We start from the raw sequence: 23,067 nt of genomic DNA, 5'->3' as shown, positions 1-23,067 counted from the left end.
AAAGATGGACGAAATAGCTACCTATAACTCTGATGTGATGACATCGACCGAAGAAATGACGATAGATAATCGTCTTGAGATAATAGATGAGGGTATAAGAAAAAAATATCTGGCACGACTTAATGAAATGGAGATCGCTCCGGCTGGAGATCTACCTTCTCTTGAAAATGAACTAATAAATAATATTCGTATTTATAGGATCACAGAGATGGTTTATCGTAAGGGCGAGTCTGTTACTAATAAATTTACTACGGTCTTTAATACATTATCTACATATAACGCATCGGTTTTCATAATAATTGATTCTGATGGTAATGAAACAAATTTTTATCTCGGGGTAAGGAGCAATACATCAGATGATGATCCTGAAAAGCGTTCAATGGTGACGCTTGGTGATACACTGAAAAATACACTTATCGGAAATTTCCCCGGAGTTAAAATAGTTAGCGAAGACAGGACGAGCATTGGAAAACTGTCAAGAAAAATATTAGATCAGAACAATATTGCATCGGTAAGTGTTGTTGGAAATTGTAAAAATACGGAACAGGCAAATGAACAGTTTGTTCAGGGCTTGGAAAAACTGGCTCTTGCAATGTATGGCAGACAATACACAGGTATTATAATCGCACAAAATCAGTCTCCGCAGACGGTTCAGATGCTGAGAAAAAGTTATCAGGATCTGTATACCAAGCTATCACCGTTGGCAAGAGTTCAGTATACTGACAGTACAACTGATTCATCTTCACATTCCAGATCTTTTGCTGAAATGAACGGAAAACAGAAGGCTGCTATGATAACGGGTGCTGTATTATCAATTGCCGGTGTTGTAGGTGGTGCCATAGGTGGAGCTGCAGCTATTGGTAAGGCAGGAGGATTGAGTACAGGAGCAATGTTTGGCGGACAGATCTCAGGTCAGCTTAATGGTTTTATCAACTCCCTTGCTCCGAATGAACAGGTAACGACCACAACATCAAACTCGGTTATGTCCACAACAGAGAATAAGACAGTCGTTGATCTTATGGCGCTTATCGATGAAAATCTTAAAAGAACTGATGAATTTGACAGTTACGGTATGTGGGACACAGCAGGTTATTTTATCTCTGATGATATGTCAGCTGCTGAAATTGCTGCCAGCAATTATCGGTCACTTATGAATGGTGAAAAATCAGGAAGAGAAGTTTCAGCTATAAATTCGTGGAGAAGAAATAATCCGCAGACTGTGGGGAATTTTTCAGATCTGACGATGTACCTTTCCAGATTTATGCATCCTCGCTTTGTGTATGGAGGAAATGTACTTGTGAATGCAGCCACATCAGTTAGTGGAAAGGATCTGGGCTTGCACCTGGGACTTCCAAGGACTACGGTTCCCGGACTACCGGTAATTGAACACGCAGAATTCGGAAAAGAAGTTAATTCATATAGATTATTTTCAAAAAGCGAAGAAGACCAATCTGATGATACTATGTTACTTGGCAGAGTATTTGATCTCGGACAGATAACAGAGAAAAAAGTTGAGCTTGATAACAGAAGCCTTAATATGCATACATTCATTACCGGTTCGACCGGTTCGGGAAAAAGCAATGCCGTCTATCAGATGCTGGCAGAGCTGCATCAGGATGAAATACCTTTTCTTGTTATCGAACCTGCTAAAGGTGAATACAAAGATGTTTTTGGAAACTGGGATGATGTTAATGTATATTCTACTAATCCCAAAATATCAGATCTTATAAATCTTAATCCGTTCCGATTCCCTGAATCTATCCATGTACTAGAGCATGTTGACGGTCTGGTGGAAATATTCGGAGTATGCTGGCCGATGTATGATGCAATGCCTGCGTTTTTTAAGGATGCTATACTTCGCTCCTACGAAGCTGTAGGTTGGGATCTTGGCTCTTCAACTTTTGAAGGAGATGTTGCGGAATATCCGGACTTTGAAATTCTTTCCGAACAGCTCGGGATGTTAATAGATAATTCGGATTATGCTTCTGATATAAAATCAAATTACAGAGGTGCGTTGCTGACAAGAGTAAAATCGCTTACGGTAGGATTAAACAAATATATTTTCACGACAGATCAGACCCCGTATTATAAACTGTTTGATAATAACTGTATAATAGACATATCAAGAGTGAAATCAACTGAAACAAAAGCACTTCTCATGGGACTGATCGTATATATCCTGAATGAATATCGTGTTGACAGGAAAACAGAAAATAATAACGGACTTAAGCACATAACTGTCCTAGAAGAAGCACACAACTTACTTAAAAATACGGGTAATGGCGGTTCATCAGAATTGATCGGAAAATCCGTTGAAATGCTTACAAACACTATAGCTGAAATAAGAACATATGGTGAAGGCTTTATAATCGTTGATCAGTCGCCTTCATCGGTAGATATTGCAGCCATAAAGAATACAAACACAAAGATAGTTCTGAGAACACCGGAAGCAAATGACAGGGAAGCTGTTGGACGCTCTGTCGGATTGACCGAGGATCAGGTAAATGAGATAGCGAAACTCCCCAGTGGTGTTGCTGTGGTATATCAAAATGACTGGATTAATCCTGTGCTTACTATGATAAATAAAGCAAACATCATCGATTCGCCGTATGTATACAAATCCAGAACAGAGATAAAGCCGATCAAAGAAGCACGTTCAGAATTGATATGTATGCTTATGCAGCCGTGGATAAAGAGAAAGAAGATAGAAGAAAGTAGCCTGCGGGCAGCATTAAAGGTGCTTAATATATCTCGTGATATCAAAAACAGAATATCTTCTCTGATAGAAGAGTATGACCTTTATGGTGGTATTATGGTATGGAAAACTCAGGATATACCTATACTGAAAAAATTTGTACAAGCTGTAATAGATATAGATGACAAGACTTTTATGAGAATCGAAGGTTCTAAAGAACTGAAAGCGCTTGTAAAAAATAAACTGAAGAGATTTTCTGATGACGAATATGACAGTATCTGTTATATACTGACAGCAAAGGGGGAGATATAATGAATTTTGATAAACCGGAAACAAGTGGATTAGATAACAGTATTTCTGATATTGAATCTAAAATGAAAATTTTGCACAGTGGTTTTGAAAGTTCAATAAAACCTGAAGCTGGAGTTTTCAGCGGTGTAAATGAATCTATCGACAAAAATATTACAAACTGGCTGGATGTTGATCTTGCTGAAAACACCGATTTATCTGCTTTTAGAAATAATTTTTTAGATACAGCAAAGCAAATGTATAGCGGAGAGGATCTTGGTGATGGAAAAAAGACGCTAGGACTGAAAGACATAGGGGCATGGAAGATAAATCCGGATAATTATCACCAAAATCTAAAACAACATTCAGGCTTTTCAGCAGAGGTCATTAGTACAGCAAAAGAGAATATGCAAGCAAAGATCTCAGGCTCAGGCATCACCACCTATCGTGTAGATGACCTTGCAGATAAAGCAATTAAAGGTATTGCAAAGAACGACCAGTATGTAGATAAAGTTCGCATAGACAGCAATGGAAACATTGTTGAAAGAGTTCAAGTCAAATTCGTCGGTAAAAATGGAGAAGAGTGCCTTAGAAAGCTGAAATCAAAATCATTTGATAAATACTTCAATGATGGCGCGGTTGATAAAATGGAGATACCTAAAGATTATTATGATGATGTTAAACAACTTATTCCTGAAAAAATCGAAAAACTTGAGGAACAGTATCGGCATGCAGCAAAAAGCGGTAATAGAGAGCTTGCTGAAAAAAAACAGGCTTCTATCGATAGGTACAATAAGATCGATCAGATGATCGAAAAGAGTACTGTTACTTCAAGCGAAGCAATAGCTGCTACAAAGCATCCGAAGTTGTATACGGCTAAAATATTTGCACAGGAAACAGCTCGTGTCGGCAACAAAGCCGGACTTGAAAGTGCCGCTTTATCTGCTTCGATAACTGCGTGCGTATCTACAGTTGACAATGTTAATAAGGTTATGGAAGGTGAAATAACTCCTAAGGAAGCATTTGTAGATGTTACTAAGGATACAGCAGCTTCTGGAGGGATAGCTTATGGAACAACTTTTATTTCAACAGCTGTATCACAGACTATGAGTAAGAGTTCGAGTGCTTTGATAAGCAAAGTCGGAGGATCATGCCTTCCGGCAGCAGCGGTTTCTTACGCAGTTGAATCATATGATGATATCTCAGATTATGCACAGGGAAAAATTGGCGGAAAGGAACTGGCATATAATTTGGGAGAAAATGCGGCTGCTGTCACGGGAAGCGTGGTAGGTGGAGCTGTTGGTGGAGCTATCGGTACTGTTGCAGGACCAGTTGGCAGTGTTGGAGGTTCTATTGTTGGCGGAACAGTAGGATGCGCACTTGCTACTGAAGCATATCAAACAGCCGTAGAACTTGGTGCTGAAGGAGCTGAAATCATTGCTGAAAAAGCACAGGATCTAGCATCTGGAGTGGTGGATACAGTTTCTGAAGTAGTACCGGAAGCACTCGATGATGTAAAAAATGCTTTCTCGGATTTTTCAGCTAAGGCGAAAATTAAATTTCCTTTTTAAAATCAGATCTGCATAAGAACTATCAAAGTAAACTGATCATACGCTCGAACAGTAGAGACTATCGGGGTAGGGGAGTGAGATTTTTTGCGCCACCAAAAGTAGCCCCTGCTTGGAAGCTTCCAAGCAGAGGTTATTAATTTCAAGATTAAATACAAATCAGCATTTTAAATAATACTAACATATATCAATTGTATATATTTATGCGATCTGGTTCCGGCTGCTGCATGTTAGCAGTTAAATCGGGTACCGGGGGAATGAATGAGGGTATATAAGCCGGGCGTATGAGTGTCGAAAATTCCGCAAAAAAAACATTTAACTTGCAAAAACCTCTTGGCAAGTAAATACAAACATGCTATACTAAATACAACAAAGTGGTATCATTATGAAAGATCTTAAGAAAGCAATAGGCTATATAAGAGTTTCAACAGTTCAGCAGGCTAACGATGATAAGTATGGTATAGATGTTCAGCGTAAAGAGATATTGTCCTATGCTGATCAGCATGATTATTCCATAGTCGATTGGAAGATCGATGAAGTGAGTGCTGCTTCCGATAATCGTCCTGCTTTCGATGAAATACTTTATGGTGATATAACAAACCCACCATTTGAGGCAGTGATAGTATTCAAGAATGATAGAGTTGCTCGTGATACTAAGTTGTACTTTTACTATCTGTACACTCTCGAAAAGAAGAATATAAAACTGCTTTCTACCAAAGAAGATTTTGTTGAGGGTGGGGAGTTTGCCAATATCTATAGAGCTTTGCTGCAATTTGTGGCTGAGCAAGAGCGTAAGAACATAGCACTTCGTACCGGGAAAGGTAGGAGTATGAAAGCTCAGTGTGGTGGCTATGCAGGTGGAAGGTGTCCTTATGGTTATAAGATAGAGCATGGACAGCTTATTATCAACGATGAAGAAAAGCCTATAGTTGAATATGTGTTTAAGCGTCTCGATGAAAAAATACCGATGCTTACCATAGCTGATGAACCGAATGATCTCGGATATAGAACTCGTAAGGGGACTAAATTCCAGAATACAAGTGCGAGAAGCATAGCTAACAATAAACCTTTATATCAGGGAATGTATAAGTATGGAAAGGAAATGAACTGGGTACAGGGGGTACATGAACCGATTTTGAAAGGGTGATCATATGAAAGCTGTCAAAGACCTGGTAAACATTATCCTAGTTATATTTTTGGTCTTCTTTCTGGTAATATTCAAAACGGATCTGGAAAACAAGCAGTATGGTAATAGTGTAGTATCATTAGTCATTGCACTAATAATAGCCTGCTTGTTATATCTGATCAATAAGTCAAAGAAGACTGAAAATATGTCAGGTAGGGACTACGAACTATACTGTGCTAAGTATCTATTAGGTAGAGGTTTTCGGAAGGTGCAGACTACGCCTATAACAGGTGACTATGGTGCTGATCTGACAGCAAGGGATTGGCGTGGTAACAGCTGGGTATTTCAGTGTAAGCGGTACAAAGGTACTGTCGGAGTGAAGGCAGTACAAGAGGTATGCGCTGCTCGTAAGCACTATAACGCTAATAAGGCTGCGGTTATTACCAATTCTAAGTTTACTAAGAATGCTAAACAGCTTGCTATGGAAAATGATATAGAGTTATTTGAAATGATAGATGATTGACCAAATTTAGTTCGGTTAAGTCCAATGGGACTATCCTGCAAGGGGTAGCCCCTCTTTTTATGGAGGTGTAATTATGAATAATAACATCTTGATAGATAAAATCGAAAATGCTATAGCTAAGTACCCCTTGGACTTTGTACCCTATCAGGATATGTTCTCACTTGCTAGGGAGATAGAGAAATAGGACATGAAAAAGCTATCATATTCTTAAGTGAAAAAGTAACTCTAGATGAGCTATGCCGCGACGAATTTGAGTAACAATAAGAGGCTGTTGCATCCGCAGCAGCCTCTTTACAAAAAAATGAGTCATTATTACATTTTCAATAATGTGGTAAAATTCAAAACGCATTTACCCATGCCCTGTATGCAGGGGCTTTTTGTCTGTATTATAGAAAATACTATGCCGTTTTCATCGGTTGTATCTGTTGCAGGCTCCCTTTTGATCTCTGAGGTGTTCGCAGAATTTTTTAAATCGAAAGACTTGATATTATCGTCATTTTGCTATATACTATTATTAGAGTGAAGCCTCACACGACTAAAGTCGCGTGCTTCCTATAGTGTCCTAGCGGACACGCCCACTTTAGGCAGGCGGACTACGTTTCTACCATACAGCCTGAACTCAGAAAATTATGCTGTTTGAGCAATAATTTCCGCATTCAGGTTAACTAAGGTAGAGAACGTGCAGGTGCTTCTCTTACAGCATTGAGGGACTTTTGCCTCAATGAGCAACCTTGAATTCTCATCCAAGGATTTTAATATTTCACGTATGAAATATCTTGCCCCGATATTATACGAAGCAGATAGATCACAGTTGTAGGTCTTGCCATTTTGAAATTTGCATAGCTCATAGGTATTGAAACCACCGAATTTACCACGAAGTACAAAACCACTGCCATCGTAGGCAAAGCGTGACGTATTCCATGCACAGATACGGCTTACTCTCATACCTAGTCTGTGAGCTTTATTCGTTACAATAGACTGTACTTCCTGACTGCGCCACAGCTTGAGCTTCTGCTTTTTAGAACCGCGGACCTTACCGTTCTTGTCTAAATGCTCAAATACAATAACATCTGCATTATAAAGAACGGCTATATCTACGATGCAGGCAGCTGTTTTAGTGGCAATGTCGTGATTGATTCCTTTGGCTTTTGCCCAAAGCCTTGGTGTTTTATAGTTACCATGCTGCTGAGCTTTTTTTATACGGTTAATGCTATGCATCAGATGGTCTGTTTCTTTGGTAAGCTTACAAAAATGCCTTCCAAGAATAGTGCCATCTGAACGCATTACGGAAATCGTAGCAGCGGTGTTGATCCCAAGGTCTACAGCAACAATGGTCTGTTCGTGTACAGATGTATCTGCAAGTTTGACCTTTTCCTCAAACGGAAAGTCCAAAAACCACTCCTTGCTTCGTTTTTGAAGTGTTGGAGCGCATTGCTTGCGAAAACTGCAATGTCTGTATATATAATCCATATCAGACTTTTTAAGGTTTATCGTTATCCAGTCCCATGTATTACGGATGTAGACTTTGATCTGGGCAGTATAATCACCGGTCTGATTGTACATTACTGTACGGTACATAGAAGGGAATGTATATCCTGCTTTTGGAGACGATGGTTCTCTTCCAACTGGATTATTAACCCAGTTATAGTGATTGCTTTTGTAAGATGATACCTTGCCTATAGCCTCGTTGATTGCACCACGGCGCAGATAGCTTGGCATCTTATAGAATTTGGCATCAAAATCATAAATTGGATCGGGATTATCTTTTGTAGTATGGATCAGTGTTTCAATATATGTGAGTCTACTCACACCTTTGAATGTAACAATGTTATCCCAATTATCAAGACATACTTTGATAAGGTAATCTACAGCATGTCTGTATACGATAACGGTATCTTTTAAGATGTTGTTGTAATGCTTGATCTTAACGCTGTAAGTCGTATATATCTGCATACTGCTGACTCCCTCCTTCTACTTCTTTTTTTGAGAATTAATGTAATCTGTTACCTGTTTAAGACTTCTGTCGCTTACAGTTGCTACAAAATACGATGGATTCCATATATATTTATTATAGTAGATTTTTTTAAGAATTTAAAATTTTATATACTTAAAAGTTGTTCTGTGTTTGTGTCACGCGTGACACAAACAGAATTCAAATTTTTTTTATGAGGTTTAAGATGCAGAAAGACAGCTAATCTTACTCACTTAGCTGTCTTTCACTTAAGAATTATAGTATCTGACATTCTTAATTGAGGCTTACAGTTTACAAGACGAAGTATATGATCAGGACTTCCTGTATTTGGTAGTTCTTACGATATGGTATTACAATGAATATACATACCCTCGACCATGCACAACAGAATGTCAGGAAATGCCGCCTAACTCATGACTAAAGTCACGAGCGTGCGGCGGCAAAATCGTCAAGAACATCAAAGCCCTCGAATGATTGTAGTCCGAGCACACTAGATGTAAATTGGCTTTTATTTTTTCATCTCAGGTATTGACAATACTATCATTTTGCTGTATAATATTATTAAGGGTTAAATGAACTTGTTAATTCGGAGTATTGTTCTCCCCATCTTTCAAGTGTCATTTGGTTCTTGTTATCTATACCATCTATTCTTACACCAGAGGTCTTAACAATATTGTTGCTTTGATGTAAGATAATATCATAGTCAAGATTGTTAAACGCCTTCGGCAATTGGAGCAGTAGAGACGAGAACAGATCTTGGCTTTTTTTGTTTGTTGAAATACGAAATGCAATTATTATCTCTATCCAGTTCACATGTAATAACAATAGCGCTATTTGATTTCGTTGGTGAATCCGCAATAACCGCAGCTGAATTAAATAAGTCAGGCAGTGATTTGATTGATACATAAACCATGCTTATGCTTTTTCCTGTCTTTTGAGGCTAAAGCGTTCTTTAGATGCTTTTGAGTGTACAACATAGGCAATTATTCGCAGCCTATATCTTCTAAGATCTTGGGTGTATCACAAACTTCCAGCGCAAGCGCACTATAGAAAGGGAAGTTACCATTCATTACAGCATCTACTTGATCTGCGAATGATAATTCTGTCTTATCAACACCTATCATATCACATTCTTCTTCATAAACAACAAACCCGCCAGCCGAAAGGCGGGTACTCGTAAAGAAGTTTTATGATTTGAAGATGAGGTTGCGTAACCATGGCGGTTACGCAGCCTTTCTATTTTTGTCGTATTTCATGCTGTCAGCGACAGCAGTTGTAACGGCAACATCGAAACGATAGTGTATCTCGATCTCCTGTGTACTGTGACCACTGCTCTTGTCAGGAGCGTGAACGACGATCTTCTCGATCAGTTCATGCATAATCTCAGGTGTCAGCTCCGTGATATGCTCATATTTCTGTACTGCCATGATGAATGCGGTCATATCGGCTGACTTCTGTTCGGCAGTATCAATGTAAGCGGTCAGCTCTGCTACGGTTGCTCTCAGCTTCTTCCTGGACTTGGCAAGCTCTGAGGACTGCTTCTGAACAGAATTATCCATCGCTGCCTGCACAAACTCGTCCTCGTTCTCCTTGACAAAGGAAATCATCTTGTTCAACTCACCTAGTATAATCTCTTTCAGAACAATCGTTCTGATGAAGTGAATTGTACAGTCGTTCTTGTCTTTTGCATAAGTGCCACATTTCAGATGTTCCTGATCGGCAGTCATAGTTGTCGAACGGCACAGATACAATTTCTTTCTGCAGTCAGCACAATAGCAGATGCCTGAAAACGGATTGACTTCCTCGTGTTTTGTCGGGCGACGTTTGTTCTTGCGAAGCTCCTGAACCAAGTCAAACTCCTGCTGAGTGACAATAGCTTCATGAGTGTTCTCGAAAATCAGCCAATCCTCTTTTGGGTTATCCACACGTTTCTTGTTTTTGTAGGACTTCACATGAGTACGGAAGTTGACAGTGTGACCTGCATATTCAGGCTTTTTGAGAATACCCGAAATAGTCTCTATACCCCAACGATTAAGATTAGCATTCTTATGACCGTTATCCCTGCCCTGCGACAATGCATAAGGCTTGGCAGAGGGCGCTGCCCCTACAACCCCGAATTAAGGAAATAATAAAAAGGAGAACACGAGAAATGAAAGATGAAAAGAAGCGTACATTGTACCTGAAAGTCCGTGTCAGCCCCGAAGGAATGGCGGCTATCAAGAAAAAGTTTGAAAACAGCGGTATGAGCAGTCTCAGTGGATTTGTTCGTGTGATGATTTTTGAGGGATACATCGCTCAGGTCAGCGAAAATGAGCTGAAGGAGCTCGCATGCATCGCCAATAATGTTGCCAACAATATCAACCAGATCGCCCGTCGTGCAAATGTCACGAACAAGGTTTACAAGGAGGATATTGAAGAAGTCGATAGCCTTGCCGTTCAGATCATCGACCCTCTGCTGTTTCTGCAAACGAAGGTCTTGCAGTTGAAGCATTGACAGAAAAGTGCTGTCAGGAGAAATTCTGACAGCACCGAAAGCCGATATGTGCGCTCTGCACCGGATCAGCGTTTGAAATTGCTGCGAACTTCACAAGAATGGTTACAATTATTCCGCAGATCTGGACTCCGGAAGAATTATCCGCTATAATGGATTCACAATAAATCTTTTGGAGGGAACAGCTATGTTGAAAATATCTGAATTGGCAGTGCCGAGATCAAACAAAGTCACTACCGTTTGCAACGGCAAGCGAGAGGTCTGGACGGACTATGAAGAAGCGAAAGCGTATTTCCTTGAACTCATGATGTCTACAGATGGCGAGGAACATGAACGTGCAGAGTGTGTATACATTCAGCTACTTCACGGTTTGGATGAATGTAGTGATGAGGACGAATAAAGAGAGGCAGGCTGTTGCACTAAAACCAAGTGTAACAGCCTCTTTTATGCGTCTTTTCTTTATAATACCACTGCGATAACCACTAATGCGATACTTAACTGAATAGCGTAATTCACAAATCCATATTTCAAGTACTGACCTACTCCCCAAGAAGTCTTCTTACCATCTTCGGCTTCGATACCTGCACCGTTTACCTTGCCACTCAAAATGAATCCGGCGGTTGCAGACCACATAAAGAGACTTGAACCGGCACAGATTGCTGCTGCATAGGCATCAGCAATCCAGTCTGACTGTCCAGTAAGAGAGTTTTGACAGATATTTACAACTATTGGCATCATCGCCGCAGCAGCCGGACCAGCACTAAAGATACCTGCCACAAGTGATGTAATGACCATAATTACCATTACAAGGATTTTCGGGTTATCAATATGATTCTGGAGATAAGCTGCAAGGAGATTCAGAACACCTGTCTGACTTACTACCTGCGCAAAGAAAAGGAAGGAAGCGATAGTAAGAACGGATTTAAGATCCATGATCTGGCGAACCTTGATTTTTTTGACCGAGCAGATGACCATGGCGATTCCGTATCCAAGTATAGCGATGATCTCAGGGGGGATAATGTTCTGAGGGACAAAGCTCCAGGCAAGGAACATTCCCACAAAAACAACCGCAAGGAGTTTCAGAACGTCAAATCGGATTTCGATGTTTTTGTACTGGCTTTTAAGATTGATAACAGCTAACTTTCTTAATGCACCATCATCATTCTCTTTCTTTACGTGATATCCCCAAACTGCGATCAGAACCGCTGAAGTGATTGCAAAGAGAGGAAAAGCGTGTGTAAGATAGCTAAGAAAGCTAGTAATACCACTAGTCATAATGACAATTGCTGGAAAATCGCCAACAGGTGACGCAGCTCCGCCAGTGTTACTAAGAGCAAGAATAGCTGCAAAGAACGTACATACATACTTCTTGTCCACTTCAAGAGTTTTTAGAAGCACAAACACGATAGGCAGGATCATCATAACTGCGGTTATGTTATTCAAGCACGAGCTGATAAGGAACATCATCCCACCGAACATCATGAGACACAGGCGTTTCTTACCCTTGGACATTTCTGCTATCTTGATAGCTAAAAGCTGCATGATGCCGGTCTCTGCAATCAAGTTGGTAAACAACTCCATGACGATCAAAATGACCAGAACATCATAGGAGTAGTTGCTCATTACACTCTTGATAGGAATATTGAAAAAGAGGGCTACCACACTTCCGATGACAAACATCGCAGCGATAAGAATCAGCGAACCACTCTTTTTGAGTTTTTCCAACAAAGCACTCTGTTTTCTTTCAGTCTTGAACTTTTCCCTCAAACCACCGCTTGAGATTACAGCTGTATTATTCATGTCCACTCCTCCATTTCTCTGTTATCCTGTCCTGTCCAACCTCCATCCAGCCATCATAGCGAGCCGCTGAGGTAAGTTCAGTATAAGGAATAAAGACCTTCTTGCCGAGGAAACTGTTGTAATGCTCTACCATCCTGTAGGTATCTGCCATTACCATCGCCCTATCTTCGCCCATGTATCCACAAGTTACAAGCATTCCGTTGCTAGGATAGAGCATAGCAGGAAAATGAGGTTCTTCGAGCAGTTCCACCATTGCTCCGTGAGGAAGATTATTCTGCAATCGTTCCTTGATCTCAGGGTCAAGATCACAGGGAATAACAATTGTGACTTCGGCTTTGTTGTCGGTCTGTCTGAGAAGCTCCTCAATCAATGCGATCTCGGGGGTAAGGAAAATATACTTACGCTTGCCAAAACCGGTAAGCCACTTAGCTATGTCACTTACTTTCTTCTCAGTGTCAGAATCCGGCAGGGGCATTGAAGCCCCTACCTTATCCTGAACATCAGGACTGTCCATGACAGCAACCAGGTTGATAGCCGTGAGAAACAGTCCGATTTCTTTGGCAGTTCTGTGCATATCCATTACGATACCTCCTTTGTCCTGTCATCCAAATAGGCGATCAATCTGGAAATAACTGCGATCTCATTCGGTGAAGAGTTCAGAATACCAACGAAACGAGCACCAGCATCACCGTAAAGCTCTGCGTAGAGGTTCTGTGCAGATTCGTCCATAGTGGGAGACGGAAATCTCACCTGAGAATCAATGCCGGAGTTTGCAGTTAGGAAAGTAGAAGAACCGTTCATCTTCATAAGCTGAATAGCAAGGATCTGGATCTCCGGAGGAGCGTTCTGAATGATGTAAGCTGCTGCCATTGCGGTGTCGGGATCACCGAAGATGGTATCCAGAAGAGCGATGTCGTCTTTACCGAACTCAACGTGCATCATTGCTCTCCTCTCATAAGGAGGAATGGGTCTGCCATGACGCTCATGAGGAGGAAGCGGTCTTCCGAAGTCGTGCTCATGAGGCATCGGGGGTCTGCCTTCAAGGTGCTTGTCCATTTCCATTCTGTTTTCTCTGCTCTCTGTAAATACTTTCATTTGAAAGACCTCCTTAAAATATATGGTGTTTTTAGAGTGAAGACGTTGTTCTCTCCACATTTTTACTATCATTTGCTCTTATCCCCAAGTGGAAGGGGAAGAATTCTCATGCCACCTCTGTTTCGCTTAATTTGTCCATAGTATTCCTGCGAAGCTTGTTATTGATTGTAACTATTTCCTCACATCTCTTTACTACACACGAATCGTGACTGATGTACATGATACCTGCGCCGATGCTCTTTGCGTAGCTTTCGATATTCGCAAGTACAAAGTCTCTTGAATTTTCATCTAAATTAGCTGTGATTTCATCGAAGATGAACAGCTTAGGGTGACGAAGAAATGCTCTAGCCATAGATAGTCTCTGCTTCATACCACCGGAGAGTCTCTCGGACTTCTCATTGATAAAAGAATCAAGAGCTTCTTTTGCATCTACATCTATAACAGTATCACCATGTCCTGTTCCAGTCAAATGAACACGATAGAGTGCATCAGCCAGTTCTGCATCAGATACGTCTCTTTCAATACCATACATCAGGTTTTCTCTAACGGTGCCAGCAATAAAGAATGAACTCTGAGGAGTGTAATAGATCATCGAAGTGAGTTCTTTCTGGTCAAACGATGACTGATCTCGACCGAAAAGACGAATTGTGCCCTGAATATGTGGGTAATATCTGTTCAAACACTTTACAAGGGAAGACTTACCACAACCATTTGGACCCTGGAGTGCGATTACAGAGTTGGTGGGGATTATTATATCTTCGTACCAAGCAATCTGTTCAGTTTTAGCCGGATTAGTTACGATAACATCATTAAGAACGATCTTGTTTCCAATGGTTTTTTCACCAGAGGAATTGATGTTGAATACCTCATCAGATGGGTTAGAGGTCACTTCGAGCAAAGCCTTCGCTTTGATTACGGAAGAAGCTGTTTCATCCATAAAACGATACACTTCATCAATAGGCTTGACAAGTTGCTGGAATAGAAGGCATACTGTAATTACTGATGCACCAGACATCTTTCCGCTAGAAACGAGAACTACCGAAGCAATCAGCAGAATAATCTGGAATGAGATCTTGCAGAACTGCTTTACGCAGTCAAAAGATCCCATATATTTGTGGTGCCTTTTCTCGGTATTACTAATATTCAAGATTGACGGAACAAGCCTTTTTTTCTCATACTCCTCAGCATTCATGCTTCTGATAAGTTCAAGATTCATGATGGACTGGCAGATCTGACCATCAAGAGAGTTCTTGTATCCAACTATTTTTTCACGAATACCATTCTGCGAACGAATCTGGAATACTGAAATGAGAATTGTCAGAGCAAGGTACAGCATCATGATTCCAACCATAATCCACGGCGCATTCAGAAAAACCTGTACAAGCGTGCAAACCGCCGTAAGAACAGTGGCGAATACGTCGTTGCACATGATTTTTATGAGCTGACTGAATCCTGCAACCCCCTGATTTAACTGTGCTGTTTTTTCACCGCTTAAGCTACCAGAGTAAAATGATGCAGGCATTTTAAGAAGCTTTTCAACACTGTTTTCACGTACTTCCGATTCGTGTGTAGCAATTACGCAGTCCAGCATAACTCTACGAAGTATCGTAATGCACTCGGCAGAAAGATAAATCAAACCGAAGGTTGCAACGGCTAAGGCTCCTTTAGCCAGTGTATTGATAGTACCATTGGAAATGTTTGTGTAGAGTTCAGCCAGTCTTACAGGCCAAAGAGAGGCAAGTAACGAACTTACAAAAGCAAGAATAATAATTCCTGCACATTTGATCTTTGTTTTTCGACTCATAATGGAAAGATATTTTTTCATAGCGATTCCTCCTAATTATCATTTAAGGGTTGTAATTCTATCAGAATTATGCTATAATCATACATAGCATTTTAGATGTTGGATTGCTTTTTCTCTGTATTTATAGTGTAACACAGCCCTATTAGTTATAAAATAGATTCAGAATGAGATTTGAAATTCTTTCATTAGTTATGGATTTGTTTTGAATGTACTTACTATGGGAGGCATTATGTCTAAATTAATTTTTGATTCACATAAATATTTTGATTTTGATACTCAATTACTCTATACCGATGGTATTCCTAAGGAAGAGGCATTAACCGGAATCCCATTTCGTATTTTAGAGTATTTAGCTAACAACTCACCTCTTCCTTTATCTTGTGATCGAATACGCCAAGAATGCTGGGAGAACGACAACGGTACAGGTGATGTACCATATCATATAAGTGTGTTAAGAGAATATATTGAGGACATAAAGATAAAAGGCACGAGAAAATACACTTATATCGTTACGAGAGATAAAAAATACTATTGTTCCATTAAATTAACAAGCGATTTTATTTCAGACGGCACGAATAGTTTTATTACTGATGAGTTAGAATGTGATAATAATAGTGTAGATTATTTGATTTCCCCATTAGACTATTGTAAACAAAGAGGCATTAAAGGTTTTTTAGATAGTGGTCTTGCTCCTCAAGTTTTAATTAAAAATTTAAAAAACAAAACAAACATTTATATTCTTACAACCACCGGCGCAAACTTAATTACAGCGTTGTCATCAGATTTCATTGCAGATTCGCTTGTTCATGGCACTTCTTTTACTATATTACTACCGAATAAGTATTCTGAGTTTATCAATGATGTGGCTGATACTGAAACGCCTTATGATAAAGAATTATCAAGAGATGCATTTGCGACACAATTTGAAAATATAATTAAAACGATTAAGCGAGAAGTGCTAAAAGCACAGAATTTGTCAAATCAAAGTACAGTCGGATCTGTGTATATTGGATGCGCATTTACATATTTGCGTCAAACAATTATTATGGGCATAAATGAAACCGAAGTATGGGGGTATCAGTCAATGACAATGCCACCTGCAAGAACTATTAATGGAACTACTTCATTTGTGTTCTCTGGCAATATCAATGAAAATACGATAGCCAAACGAACATATAATTACATAAATGCATTGATTGATGAAGCTAAGCATAGATTATCTTTTTTTGAAGTGACGGAATTAATAAATCCATCAACATTTAATTTTGGCTTAGAAAAAACAAATGCACGGACATATTGGGAATCTTTATATAGAAAAGCAGATATTAACATGAAAATACATATGCAATATGAAGATGAACTTATTGAGGTTGCAGCTCAGCATCCGCTTAATCATGGCGAGCCAGATTCAGAATTTAAAGAAAGGTTAAACTTTGCATTCGAATTGTATAATAAGCTAAGAAAAGGCAATCGAAGAGTTGGAATATATATCCCTGGTAGTGTTCATACAGCAAATGGCATACAAGACCAGTATTCACTAAGTCTTGCAGGGGTTAAATATCTAACAAAGCTTGGAATACCTATCGAATCCTTATTAGGAGATGAATATAATCAAAAGTATAAGGGTGAAAATGGTGTATATAACTCTGCTGACGAATGTTATGTTGCATCTCAGATTTTTTTAAACGGAAAATATAAGTACATTCATGTGGTTTGTTCCCCAAATCAAATGCTTCGCAAACAATTGTTTTACATTTCTTTTGGCGTAATTCCGCTATTTCATACGGTTCCAAATAATAATTCAGCTCATGATTTGATTTATGAGTTATTTGAAGCGATACCAGATGTCATATATAATGACCATACGTGGCAAGATGACGATTCTCCTAATGCTATTCGTACAAGAAATGAACGTAAACCCAAATAGCCAAAAAACAATGGTATCTATATTATGTACAGATTGCTGCGCTATAAAAAATACAGAACAGGCAGATACCTCGTAATTGAAGTATCTGCCTGTTCTGTTTATAGCCCGCTGTATAGGTCTTTACATAATATCTGTTGAAAAACTTCTATATTAGTACCGCCCGAATTGGTTGACGGGTTGATATATGTATCAAATTTATCTTTTACGGTCTCGTTACCGGAACTAAGACTGTTTCTCTCATCACTGTGCTGTCCACTGTAAATGCTCTTGTTTGTTCCCATGTCAGCACTTCCTCGAAATTCTCCGGACGTGGATTCTCCTTCTCGTACTGTCTGTCCAGCAGTTCTTTGTGTTCCCAAGCTCTGCTGTCCACCGCTCTGGCTGTTGTCAGGTATTTGTGATAGAACTTCATTTCTGTCACTCTCTCCGGATAGTTTTCCTCCATCCACTTCATCCACTTCTGACCGTATATTCCTATCGGTTCTTCCTCTATTGTCGGCTCTGTTTCTGACAGATTCATGCTGTAAGTTCCGTTCAGAGGATTGAACTTGTACCAGATCTTCTGACATTCCAGTTCCTGAGTCTTGTATTCCAGAAACCACATCTTGTTTTCCTGATCTTCTACTTTCTGAATTGCTTCCCAGCCCAGTTCTCCGTTCACTCTCACCATTCGAGCTGATACTATGCTGTTTCGCAGCTGTTCCACCGGAATAACCGGAAGCTCCTCGTCCGGAACGTTCTGCTTTTCTTCCTCTGTTAAGGTTTTCCATTTTTCGTATGTCATTACGCTCATTCCTTTCTTTGATAGATTTATCGTTGATTATTCTCTTCACATTGAGCAATGCTTCACTGGCTGTACTGAATGTATTGAACGGTGTGTTTTTACTTAATAGAATAACTATAAACTATCCCACTATATATTATACGTCAAGTTTTTCTATTTGTCAAGCTTTTTTGTGAGGTAAAGAGTGTATTAGCTAAAAGAAACGTTCTTTTAGTTGTTTTTCCTTATTTTACTAAGATACTGGTAACGAAGTTTTCAGTAAACTCATTTTCTGCGTATTGACTTTTATCGTTTTTTTGTGATATAATGTAGAAAATTAGAAGAGAAATGGCAATAAAAAGATAAGGAGGAAAATAATCATGTTAACGATTATATTTAGTGTTCCTGTATTAATAGGCGTATTTCTTGTTGCACTTTTCTTTTTTGCAGCAAGCAAAAGTAAAGCCGTTAAGGTAGTGTCAGCAATCTTCATGGTGCTTGCGGCTGCGTCAATTTTAAAGCTTCTGGTATTTACGCTTTCGATGATTATAAGAGTTCTTTTGCCATTAATCATTATCATAGGTATCATATATGCAATTTATACTATAAAGAAAAAGAAGTGAAATTCAAAAGGCAAGTTTGCAGCTTGCCTTTTTTATTTTTACGGATAGTTTATCGATGCCGTAGTATGACTTCACTAAATTGGTTGTTTTTGGACATAAAAACAAGACCATGTATGAAAAAATTTCTACATGGTCTTGCTTTTGGGTAAAGAGCGTATTATTTATGAAGAAACAGCCTTATGGCTATTTTTTCTTTTTCTTACTGAAATATTGCTCAAGAAGCTTTTCAGTGAGTTCATCAAGTTCGTTTTCCGTCATTTTTATCCCGTATTTTTCAGAAATAGAACAGTAAACCTTGTTTTTATAGGGACCTTTTGACTTTGGCTTGTCCGGAACAGTCATCATTTCCAGGATCTCATCAGCTGTAATTTCATCTGCAAGCTCGTTTATATAATCTCTGAGTTTTATAGCAGTTACTCTCGTCAGAGAGAGCTTGTTTTCTGAAAGAACATTATACAGTTCTCTCTGAACATCCTCAGAAAATCCCTTGATGTATTCAACCGCGTTGAACTTTATTATCTCGTCATCCACGAGATACTGAAGTTCAGGTATCAGCTTTTCGACATTTATATACCTGTATATAGTTTTTCTTGAAACGCCGAACTTTTTTGCTATCTCTTCTGCTGTCAAGTCTTCATCGTCTCTCATTTTGAAATACTTTGAAAAGATCTTTGCGTATTCGCTCGGGTATGTTTTATCTCTCTGGATATTGCTTTCAGACACGGCTTTATAAACAATATCCTCAGTATAGTTCTTAACTATACATGGAACCTTCAGCTGACCGATAAGCTTAGCTGCTTCAAGTCTGTGATGTCCGGAAATTATTTGATATATATCTCCCTTACTGATAACAGTCAGGGGGCTGACAATACCAATATCTTTAGCACTTTCTGCTATTTGTTCAACTCTTTTCTGGTTGATCTTGAATGGTTGTTCGTTTCCGTTTTCATCTGAGTAAGGAACCAGCCTGGAAATATCGACTTGTATTACTGTTTCCTTGCCTCCGCTCCATAAATCTGTGTAGCTTTTTTCGAGTCCCTCGGGTATATTATCTTCGACTTTATCTTCGACAGCTTTTTGAGCATTTTTCATTGCTTTAAAATCAATTTTAGCCATTTTATGTTCTCCTCATCCGAATCATTTTATTTTTTCAATGACTTCTTTTGTAAGCTTAAGGAAAGTCTTTCCGAGGGTGGATTTTTTATCGAATACATTCGATTTTTTATTAAACACAGCCTGTTCTGTCTGAGCAGGGCAAAATGGTATAACAGTCTTAAACGTTATATTTGTATATTCCTCGCGAATTGATTCTGCAAGGGATGTGCTGACATTTGTTCGCTGCGTTTTATTCAGGAGAATACCAAGCACTTTGAGCTTCTTATTTGTGCTATTATTGATCGAAGATACCTTATCAAGCATCTTATCCAGACCCATATAGGCATATATTCCGCTTTCTACGGGTATAATTACGTAATCACTTGCATTCATTGCATTTGACACGAGAAGATCAAGCAATGTACGGCAGTCTATAAGTATATAATCATACTGTTTATATATGTCATTTGAAAGCAATTTTTTAATAACATAGTTATAATCCGGATCATTTGACATTATTGATGTAATGTTTGTAAGCATATCAGAAGCCGGTATGTAGTCAATACCAGTTTCATTATGCCTTATAGCTGAAGCGTGGTCAGTCTCAATTCCTGCCACAGAATTATATATAAGTTCGGCTATGGTAATTTTGCCGTCTTTTATATGTCCCAGCGTTAAACTTGTATTCTGCTGCTGATCGAGATCAATAACCAGAACTTTCTTGCCAAGGCTGGCAAGTCCTCCGGCAAGATTTATGGTAGTTGTAGTCTTTCCGACTCCACCTTTTTCGTTGCAGATAGAAATGGTAATAGCCATGATATAATACATCCTTTCTGTGTCACGCGTGACACATGTATAATTAAAGATCATTCTTTCTTATTATTGAAATGACCTGTTATAATTATTATAGCAGATTTTTCAAAAAATAAAAAATTATATATAGTTATTTTTTTTATGTGTCACGCGTGACACATGGATAATAGACCGGGCATTTGTCTTTACTGAGTATAAATGCCCTTTTGATTTTTGACACATAACCATTTTTTACGTACCAAAATTTTTATATAATTTTTATGATTTGCTGCACGAGCCCCACAACCTTAACGTTTGTAAGCTCGGAACCTTCAATGATCATTGGCGGGTATTCGGGATTATACGAGGTCAGTATCAGACGGTCGCGGTTAAAGTCCACGCGCTTTACTATCGTATTCTCGCCAATCATGACAATTGCTATCTTGCCGTTATCAACGTGGTTTTGCCTGTGGACGACTATTGTATCGCCGTCCTCGATCTTCGGACTCATAGATTGTTCTCTTACAGTAACGCAAATAGTGTTTTTCACATCGCTGTCATTTTCTATATATAACGGGAGATGTCCGGAAATATCACTGCTGTCATACGTTTTGAAGCCTGCATCTATACTATTATAAACGGGTATCATGTGGATTTTCTCTCGGGAGAGGATGTTATGTGCAGGGGAATTTTCCCAACCCATGAGATAAGATGGTGTCAGATCCAGAATTTCAGCTATTTTAACTACTTGACTTTTTGGAATATCTCTTCCGCCCGTCTCGATCTTGTTTATTGATGATCGTGATTTATAGCCAAGTTTTCCTGCTAATTCTGTTTGCGACAGCCCTTTTTTTATTCTGGCTTCCTTTATTCGCTTTCCTATGGTTTCCGTCACTATCACCCCCTATTTATAATATCACATGTCGTCGGTTATGTCAACAATAATTAACTAAGTGTAAAGTAATCTTGTAATTGTAGACAAGATAGACAGCCTAAATTCACGTCCTCTTTACTAAACAGATAGGAATTTTATTATGTGTCACGCGTGACACACAGCGAAAAACACCTAATATTATCTTGTCCTGACATTCTCCGTGTGGTATCGCTTGCTTTTCTAGTATTATTATCTTGTTTCTCATTACTATATATCATTGTGTGAGTGCCTATTTTGTAAGGAAATCCACCACATTAATAACCTTGATCCCATCCTCATCCATCGGGATTTCGTCCATTGTGACGATGTATTTGGGGTAATTATCATGGATCCTCTTCAATGGAGCGATCTCTCTTGCAAAGGTTTCTTCACTCAAAACTGTTGCTGCCACTTGAAAGTAGGCTTTTTCGCCGTCTTTTTCTGCAACAAAATCTATCTCCAGCTCTCCGAGCTTACCAACACTGACGTGATATCCTTTTCTGGTCAGTTCGAGATAAACGATGTTTTCAAGAATGTGACCAATATCCCGATTTCGGTTGCCAATAAGCAGATTGCGAAGTCCGACATCAACAATGTAGTATTTTTCAAGAGATTTTAAATGCTGCTTCCCTTGTACATCGTATCTTCCTACTTTATATAGGATAAAAGCTTCACACAACGCGGTGACATAGTTTTCGACGGTCAGGGATGTTGTTTTTCGACCGAATGAGGTTAAACTATCTGCAATTTTTTTAGAGGAAACTATATTACCAACATTATCAAACAGGAATTTGACAATGCTTTCCAGAAGTTCAATGTCATTGATCCTTCTCCTTGCAGCTACGTCCTTCAATAAAACAGTGTGATAGATTCCGTAAAGATAATCTCGGCGAATTTCTTCATCTTCTATCTGTGAAGCATACGGAAAGCCTCCGCTTGTGAAGTATTTTTTCCAAGCACTTCTGACGTCTCCGCCAACCAATTCTGCATACTCTGAGAATGATAGTGGCAGCATCGGTACTTCCACATATCTTCCGGATAAAAGTGTTGCAAGTTCACCTGATAACATATGTGCATTGGAACCAGTGATATAGATATCCACATTGTCTTTTAGGAACAGTGAGTCCACAGCTTTCTGGAAGTCTGAAACTGCTTGAATTTCATCTAAGAAAATGTATGTTTTTCTGTCATCAAGTAGCCTTTCCGTTATATATTGATGCAATGCATGGTATTCCAATAAATAATCGAATGAGATGTCCTCAAAATTGATTGAAATAATTTGTTCCTCAACGACTCCGTTTTCCAGAAGATATCGTTCAAATTGTTTCAGAAGCGTTGACTTTCCGCATCTTCGAACGCCGGTAACAACCTTAATGATTTCTTTGTCTCTCAAGCGAATCAGCCTGTCAAGATATTGATTGCGCAGAACCATTGTATCATCTCCTTAGTTTTTAGTATACCACAAAAATATCCTTTTAGTCAATAGTTTTTTAAGTATACTAAAAAAACTTTGGCAATCGTTCGAGAACGTATCTGAAGTTTTAACTTCGACTTTTTCGATTGAATGTTTTGCGGCGAAATACTGTGATTTT

The 23,067-nt window shown here is 39.1% G+C and carries 20 protein-coding genes and 1 pseudogene; 8 read left to right on the top strand and 13 right to left on the bottom strand.

Annotated elements, in window-relative coordinates:
- The first annotated feature begins 4 nt into the window (after positions 1 to 4).
- From RUMAL_RS17685 to RUMAL_RS21960, 4 genes are all read left to right on the top strand, one after another.
- Entirely contained in the window at positions 5 to 3,007 is a 3,003-nt protein-coding gene (locus RUMAL_RS17685) for an ATP-binding protein (RefSeq protein WP_013483465.1), read from the top strand.
- Entirely contained in the window at positions 3,007 to 4,554 is a 1,548-nt protein-coding gene (locus tag RUMAL_RS17680) for a hypothetical protein (RefSeq protein ID WP_013483464.1), read from the top strand. The genes RUMAL_RS17685 and RUMAL_RS17680 overlap by 1 nt, the downstream gene beginning before the upstream one ends.
- Before the next feature lie 382 nt (positions 4,555 to 4,936).
- A complete protein-coding gene (locus RUMAL_RS17675; RefSeq protein WP_013483463.1) occupies positions 4,937 to 5,698 on the top strand; it encodes a recombinase family protein in 762 nt (253 codons plus the stop codon).
- Between the two features lie 184 nt (positions 5,699 to 5,882).
- A complete protein-coding gene (locus RUMAL_RS21960) occupies positions 5,883 to 6,200 on the top strand; it encodes a restriction endonuclease (protein ID WP_157865502.1) in 318 nt (105 codons plus the stop codon).
- Positions 6,201 to 6,827: 627 nt separating this feature from the next.
- Here RUMAL_RS21960 and RUMAL_RS17665 read toward each other — a convergent pair.
- From RUMAL_RS17665 to RUMAL_RS17655, 4 genes and pseudogenes are all read right to left on the bottom strand, one after another.
- The gene (locus RUMAL_RS17665; protein ID WP_013483460.1) at positions 6,828 to 8,153 is read right to left on the bottom strand and encodes an IS200/IS605 family element transposase accessory protein TnpB; all 1,326 of its coding nucleotides are present in this window, start codon (positions 8,151 to 8,153) and stop codon (positions 6,828 to 6,830) included.
- An 18-nt stretch (positions 8,154 to 8,171) separates the two neighbouring features.
- Entirely contained in the window at positions 8,172 to 8,261 is a 90-nt protein-coding gene (locus RUMAL_RS21470) for a transposase (protein WP_242843419.1), read from the bottom strand.
- Positions 8,262 to 9,155: 894 nt separating this feature from the next.
- A complete protein-coding gene (locus tag RUMAL_RS21955) occupies positions 9,156 to 9,296 on the bottom strand; it encodes a hypothetical protein (protein WP_154662866.1) in 141 nt (46 codons plus the stop codon).
- Positions 9,297 to 9,395: 99 nt separating this feature from the next.
- Positions 9,396 to 10,268: pseudogene (locus RUMAL_RS17655) on the bottom strand (DUF4368 domain-containing protein); the annotation flags it as partial.
- Between the two features lie 53 nt (positions 10,269 to 10,321).
- Between RUMAL_RS17655 and RUMAL_RS17650 the strand changes: the two are divergent.
- Both RUMAL_RS17650 and RUMAL_RS17645 read left to right on the top strand, forming a co-directional pair.
- Positions 10,322 to 10,666: a plasmid mobilization protein gene (locus tag RUMAL_RS17650; RefSeq protein ID WP_013483459.1), complete on the top strand. Its 345-nt coding sequence runs from the start codon at positions 10,322 to 10,324 to the stop codon at positions 10,664 to 10,666.
- 184 nt (positions 10,667 to 10,850) lie between these two features.
- Positions 10,851 to 11,063, top strand: a complete 213-nt coding sequence (locus RUMAL_RS17645; RefSeq protein WP_013483458.1) for a hypothetical protein — start codon at positions 10,851 to 10,853, stop codon at positions 11,061 to 11,063.
- A gap of 59 nt (positions 11,064 to 11,122) precedes the next feature.
- On the opposite strand, the gene RUMAL_RS17640 is transcribed toward RUMAL_RS17645, so the two are convergent.
- The 4 genes from RUMAL_RS17640 to RUMAL_RS17625 form a co-directional block, all read right to left on the bottom strand.
- On the bottom strand, positions 11,123 to 12,463 hold the full coding sequence (locus tag RUMAL_RS17640) for an ArsB/NhaD family transporter (protein ID WP_013483457.1): 1,341 nt from the start codon (positions 12,461 to 12,463) through the stop codon (positions 11,123 to 11,125).
- The gene (locus RUMAL_RS17635) at positions 12,456 to 13,043 is read right to left on the bottom strand and encodes a hypothetical protein (protein ID WP_013483456.1); all 588 of its coding nucleotides are present in this window, start codon (positions 13,041 to 13,043) and stop codon (positions 12,456 to 12,458) included. The genes RUMAL_RS17640 and RUMAL_RS17635 overlap by 8 nt, the downstream gene beginning before the upstream one ends.
- Positions 13,043 to 13,558 carry a hypothetical protein gene (locus tag RUMAL_RS17630; RefSeq protein ID WP_013483455.1) on the bottom strand — a complete coding sequence of 172 codons (516 nt, stop codon included), beginning with the start codon at positions 13,556 to 13,558 and terminating at the stop codon, positions 13,043 to 13,045. Before RUMAL_RS17630 ends, RUMAL_RS17635 begins: the two co-directional genes overlap by 1 nt.
- A gap of 106 nt (positions 13,559 to 13,664) precedes the next feature.
- Positions 13,665 to 15,383 carry an ATP-binding cassette domain-containing protein gene (locus RUMAL_RS17625; protein ID WP_013483454.1) on the bottom strand — a complete coding sequence of 573 codons (1,719 nt, stop codon included), beginning with the start codon at positions 15,381 to 15,383 and terminating at the stop codon, positions 13,665 to 13,667.
- 208 nt (positions 15,384 to 15,591) lie between these two features.
- On the opposite strand from RUMAL_RS17625, the gene RUMAL_RS17620 reads away from it, so the two are divergent.
- Positions 15,592 to 17,289 (top strand): winged helix-turn-helix domain-containing protein, encoded by a 1,698-nt coding sequence (locus tag RUMAL_RS17620; RefSeq protein ID WP_013483453.1) that lies wholly within the window; start codon positions 15,592 to 15,594, stop codon positions 17,287 to 17,289.
- A gap of 202 nt (positions 17,290 to 17,491) precedes the next feature.
- Here RUMAL_RS17620 and RUMAL_RS17615 read toward each other — a convergent pair whose 3' ends face one another.
- Positions 17,492 to 18,073: a TnpV protein gene (locus RUMAL_RS17615; RefSeq protein ID WP_013483452.1), complete on the bottom strand. Its 582-nt coding sequence runs from the start codon at positions 18,071 to 18,073 to the stop codon at positions 17,492 to 17,494.
- A gap of 359 nt (positions 18,074 to 18,432) precedes the next feature.
- Between RUMAL_RS17615 and RUMAL_RS17610 the strand changes: the two genes are divergently transcribed.
- A complete protein-coding gene (locus RUMAL_RS17610) occupies positions 18,433 to 18,675 on the top strand; it encodes a hypothetical protein (protein ID WP_013483451.1) in 243 nt (80 codons plus the stop codon).
- Positions 18,676 to 18,858: 183 nt separating this feature from the next.
- Here RUMAL_RS17610 and RUMAL_RS17605 read toward each other — a convergent pair whose 3' ends face one another.
- The 4 genes from RUMAL_RS17605 to RUMAL_RS17590 all read right to left on the bottom strand — a co-directional run bounded on the left by RUMAL_RS17605 (position 18,859) and on the right by RUMAL_RS17590 (position 22,907).
- Positions 18,859 to 19,791: a ParB/RepB/Spo0J family partition protein gene (locus RUMAL_RS17605; RefSeq protein ID WP_013483450.1), complete on the bottom strand. Its 933-nt coding sequence runs from the start codon at positions 19,789 to 19,791 to the stop codon at positions 18,859 to 18,861.
- A 21-nt stretch (positions 19,792 to 19,812) separates the two neighbouring features.
- Positions 19,813 to 20,586 (bottom strand): ParA family protein, encoded by a 774-nt coding sequence (locus RUMAL_RS17600; protein WP_013483449.1) that lies wholly within the window; start codon positions 20,584 to 20,586, stop codon positions 19,813 to 19,815.
- A gap of 244 nt (positions 20,587 to 20,830) precedes the next feature.
- Positions 20,831 to 21,457 carry a LexA family protein gene (locus tag RUMAL_RS21015; protein WP_013483448.1) on the bottom strand — a complete coding sequence of 209 codons (627 nt, stop codon included), beginning with the start codon at positions 21,455 to 21,457 and terminating at the stop codon, positions 20,831 to 20,833.
- Positions 21,458 to 21,725: 268 nt separating this feature from the next.
- Entirely contained in the window at positions 21,726 to 22,907 is a 1,182-nt protein-coding gene (locus tag RUMAL_RS17590) for an ATP-binding protein (protein ID WP_013483447.1), read from the bottom strand.
- Between the last annotated feature and the right edge of the window lie 160 nt (positions 22,908 to 23,067).

This window comes from Ruminococcus albus 7 = DSM 20455 (genome assembly GCF_000179635.2).
GTDB classification, from domain to species: Bacteria; Bacillota; Clostridia; order Oscillospirales; family Ruminococcaceae; genus Hominimerdicola; species Hominimerdicola alba.
The sequence above is the reverse complement of the archived record's forward strand: the minus strand, read 5'-3'. Positions and strand labels throughout refer to the sequence as shown.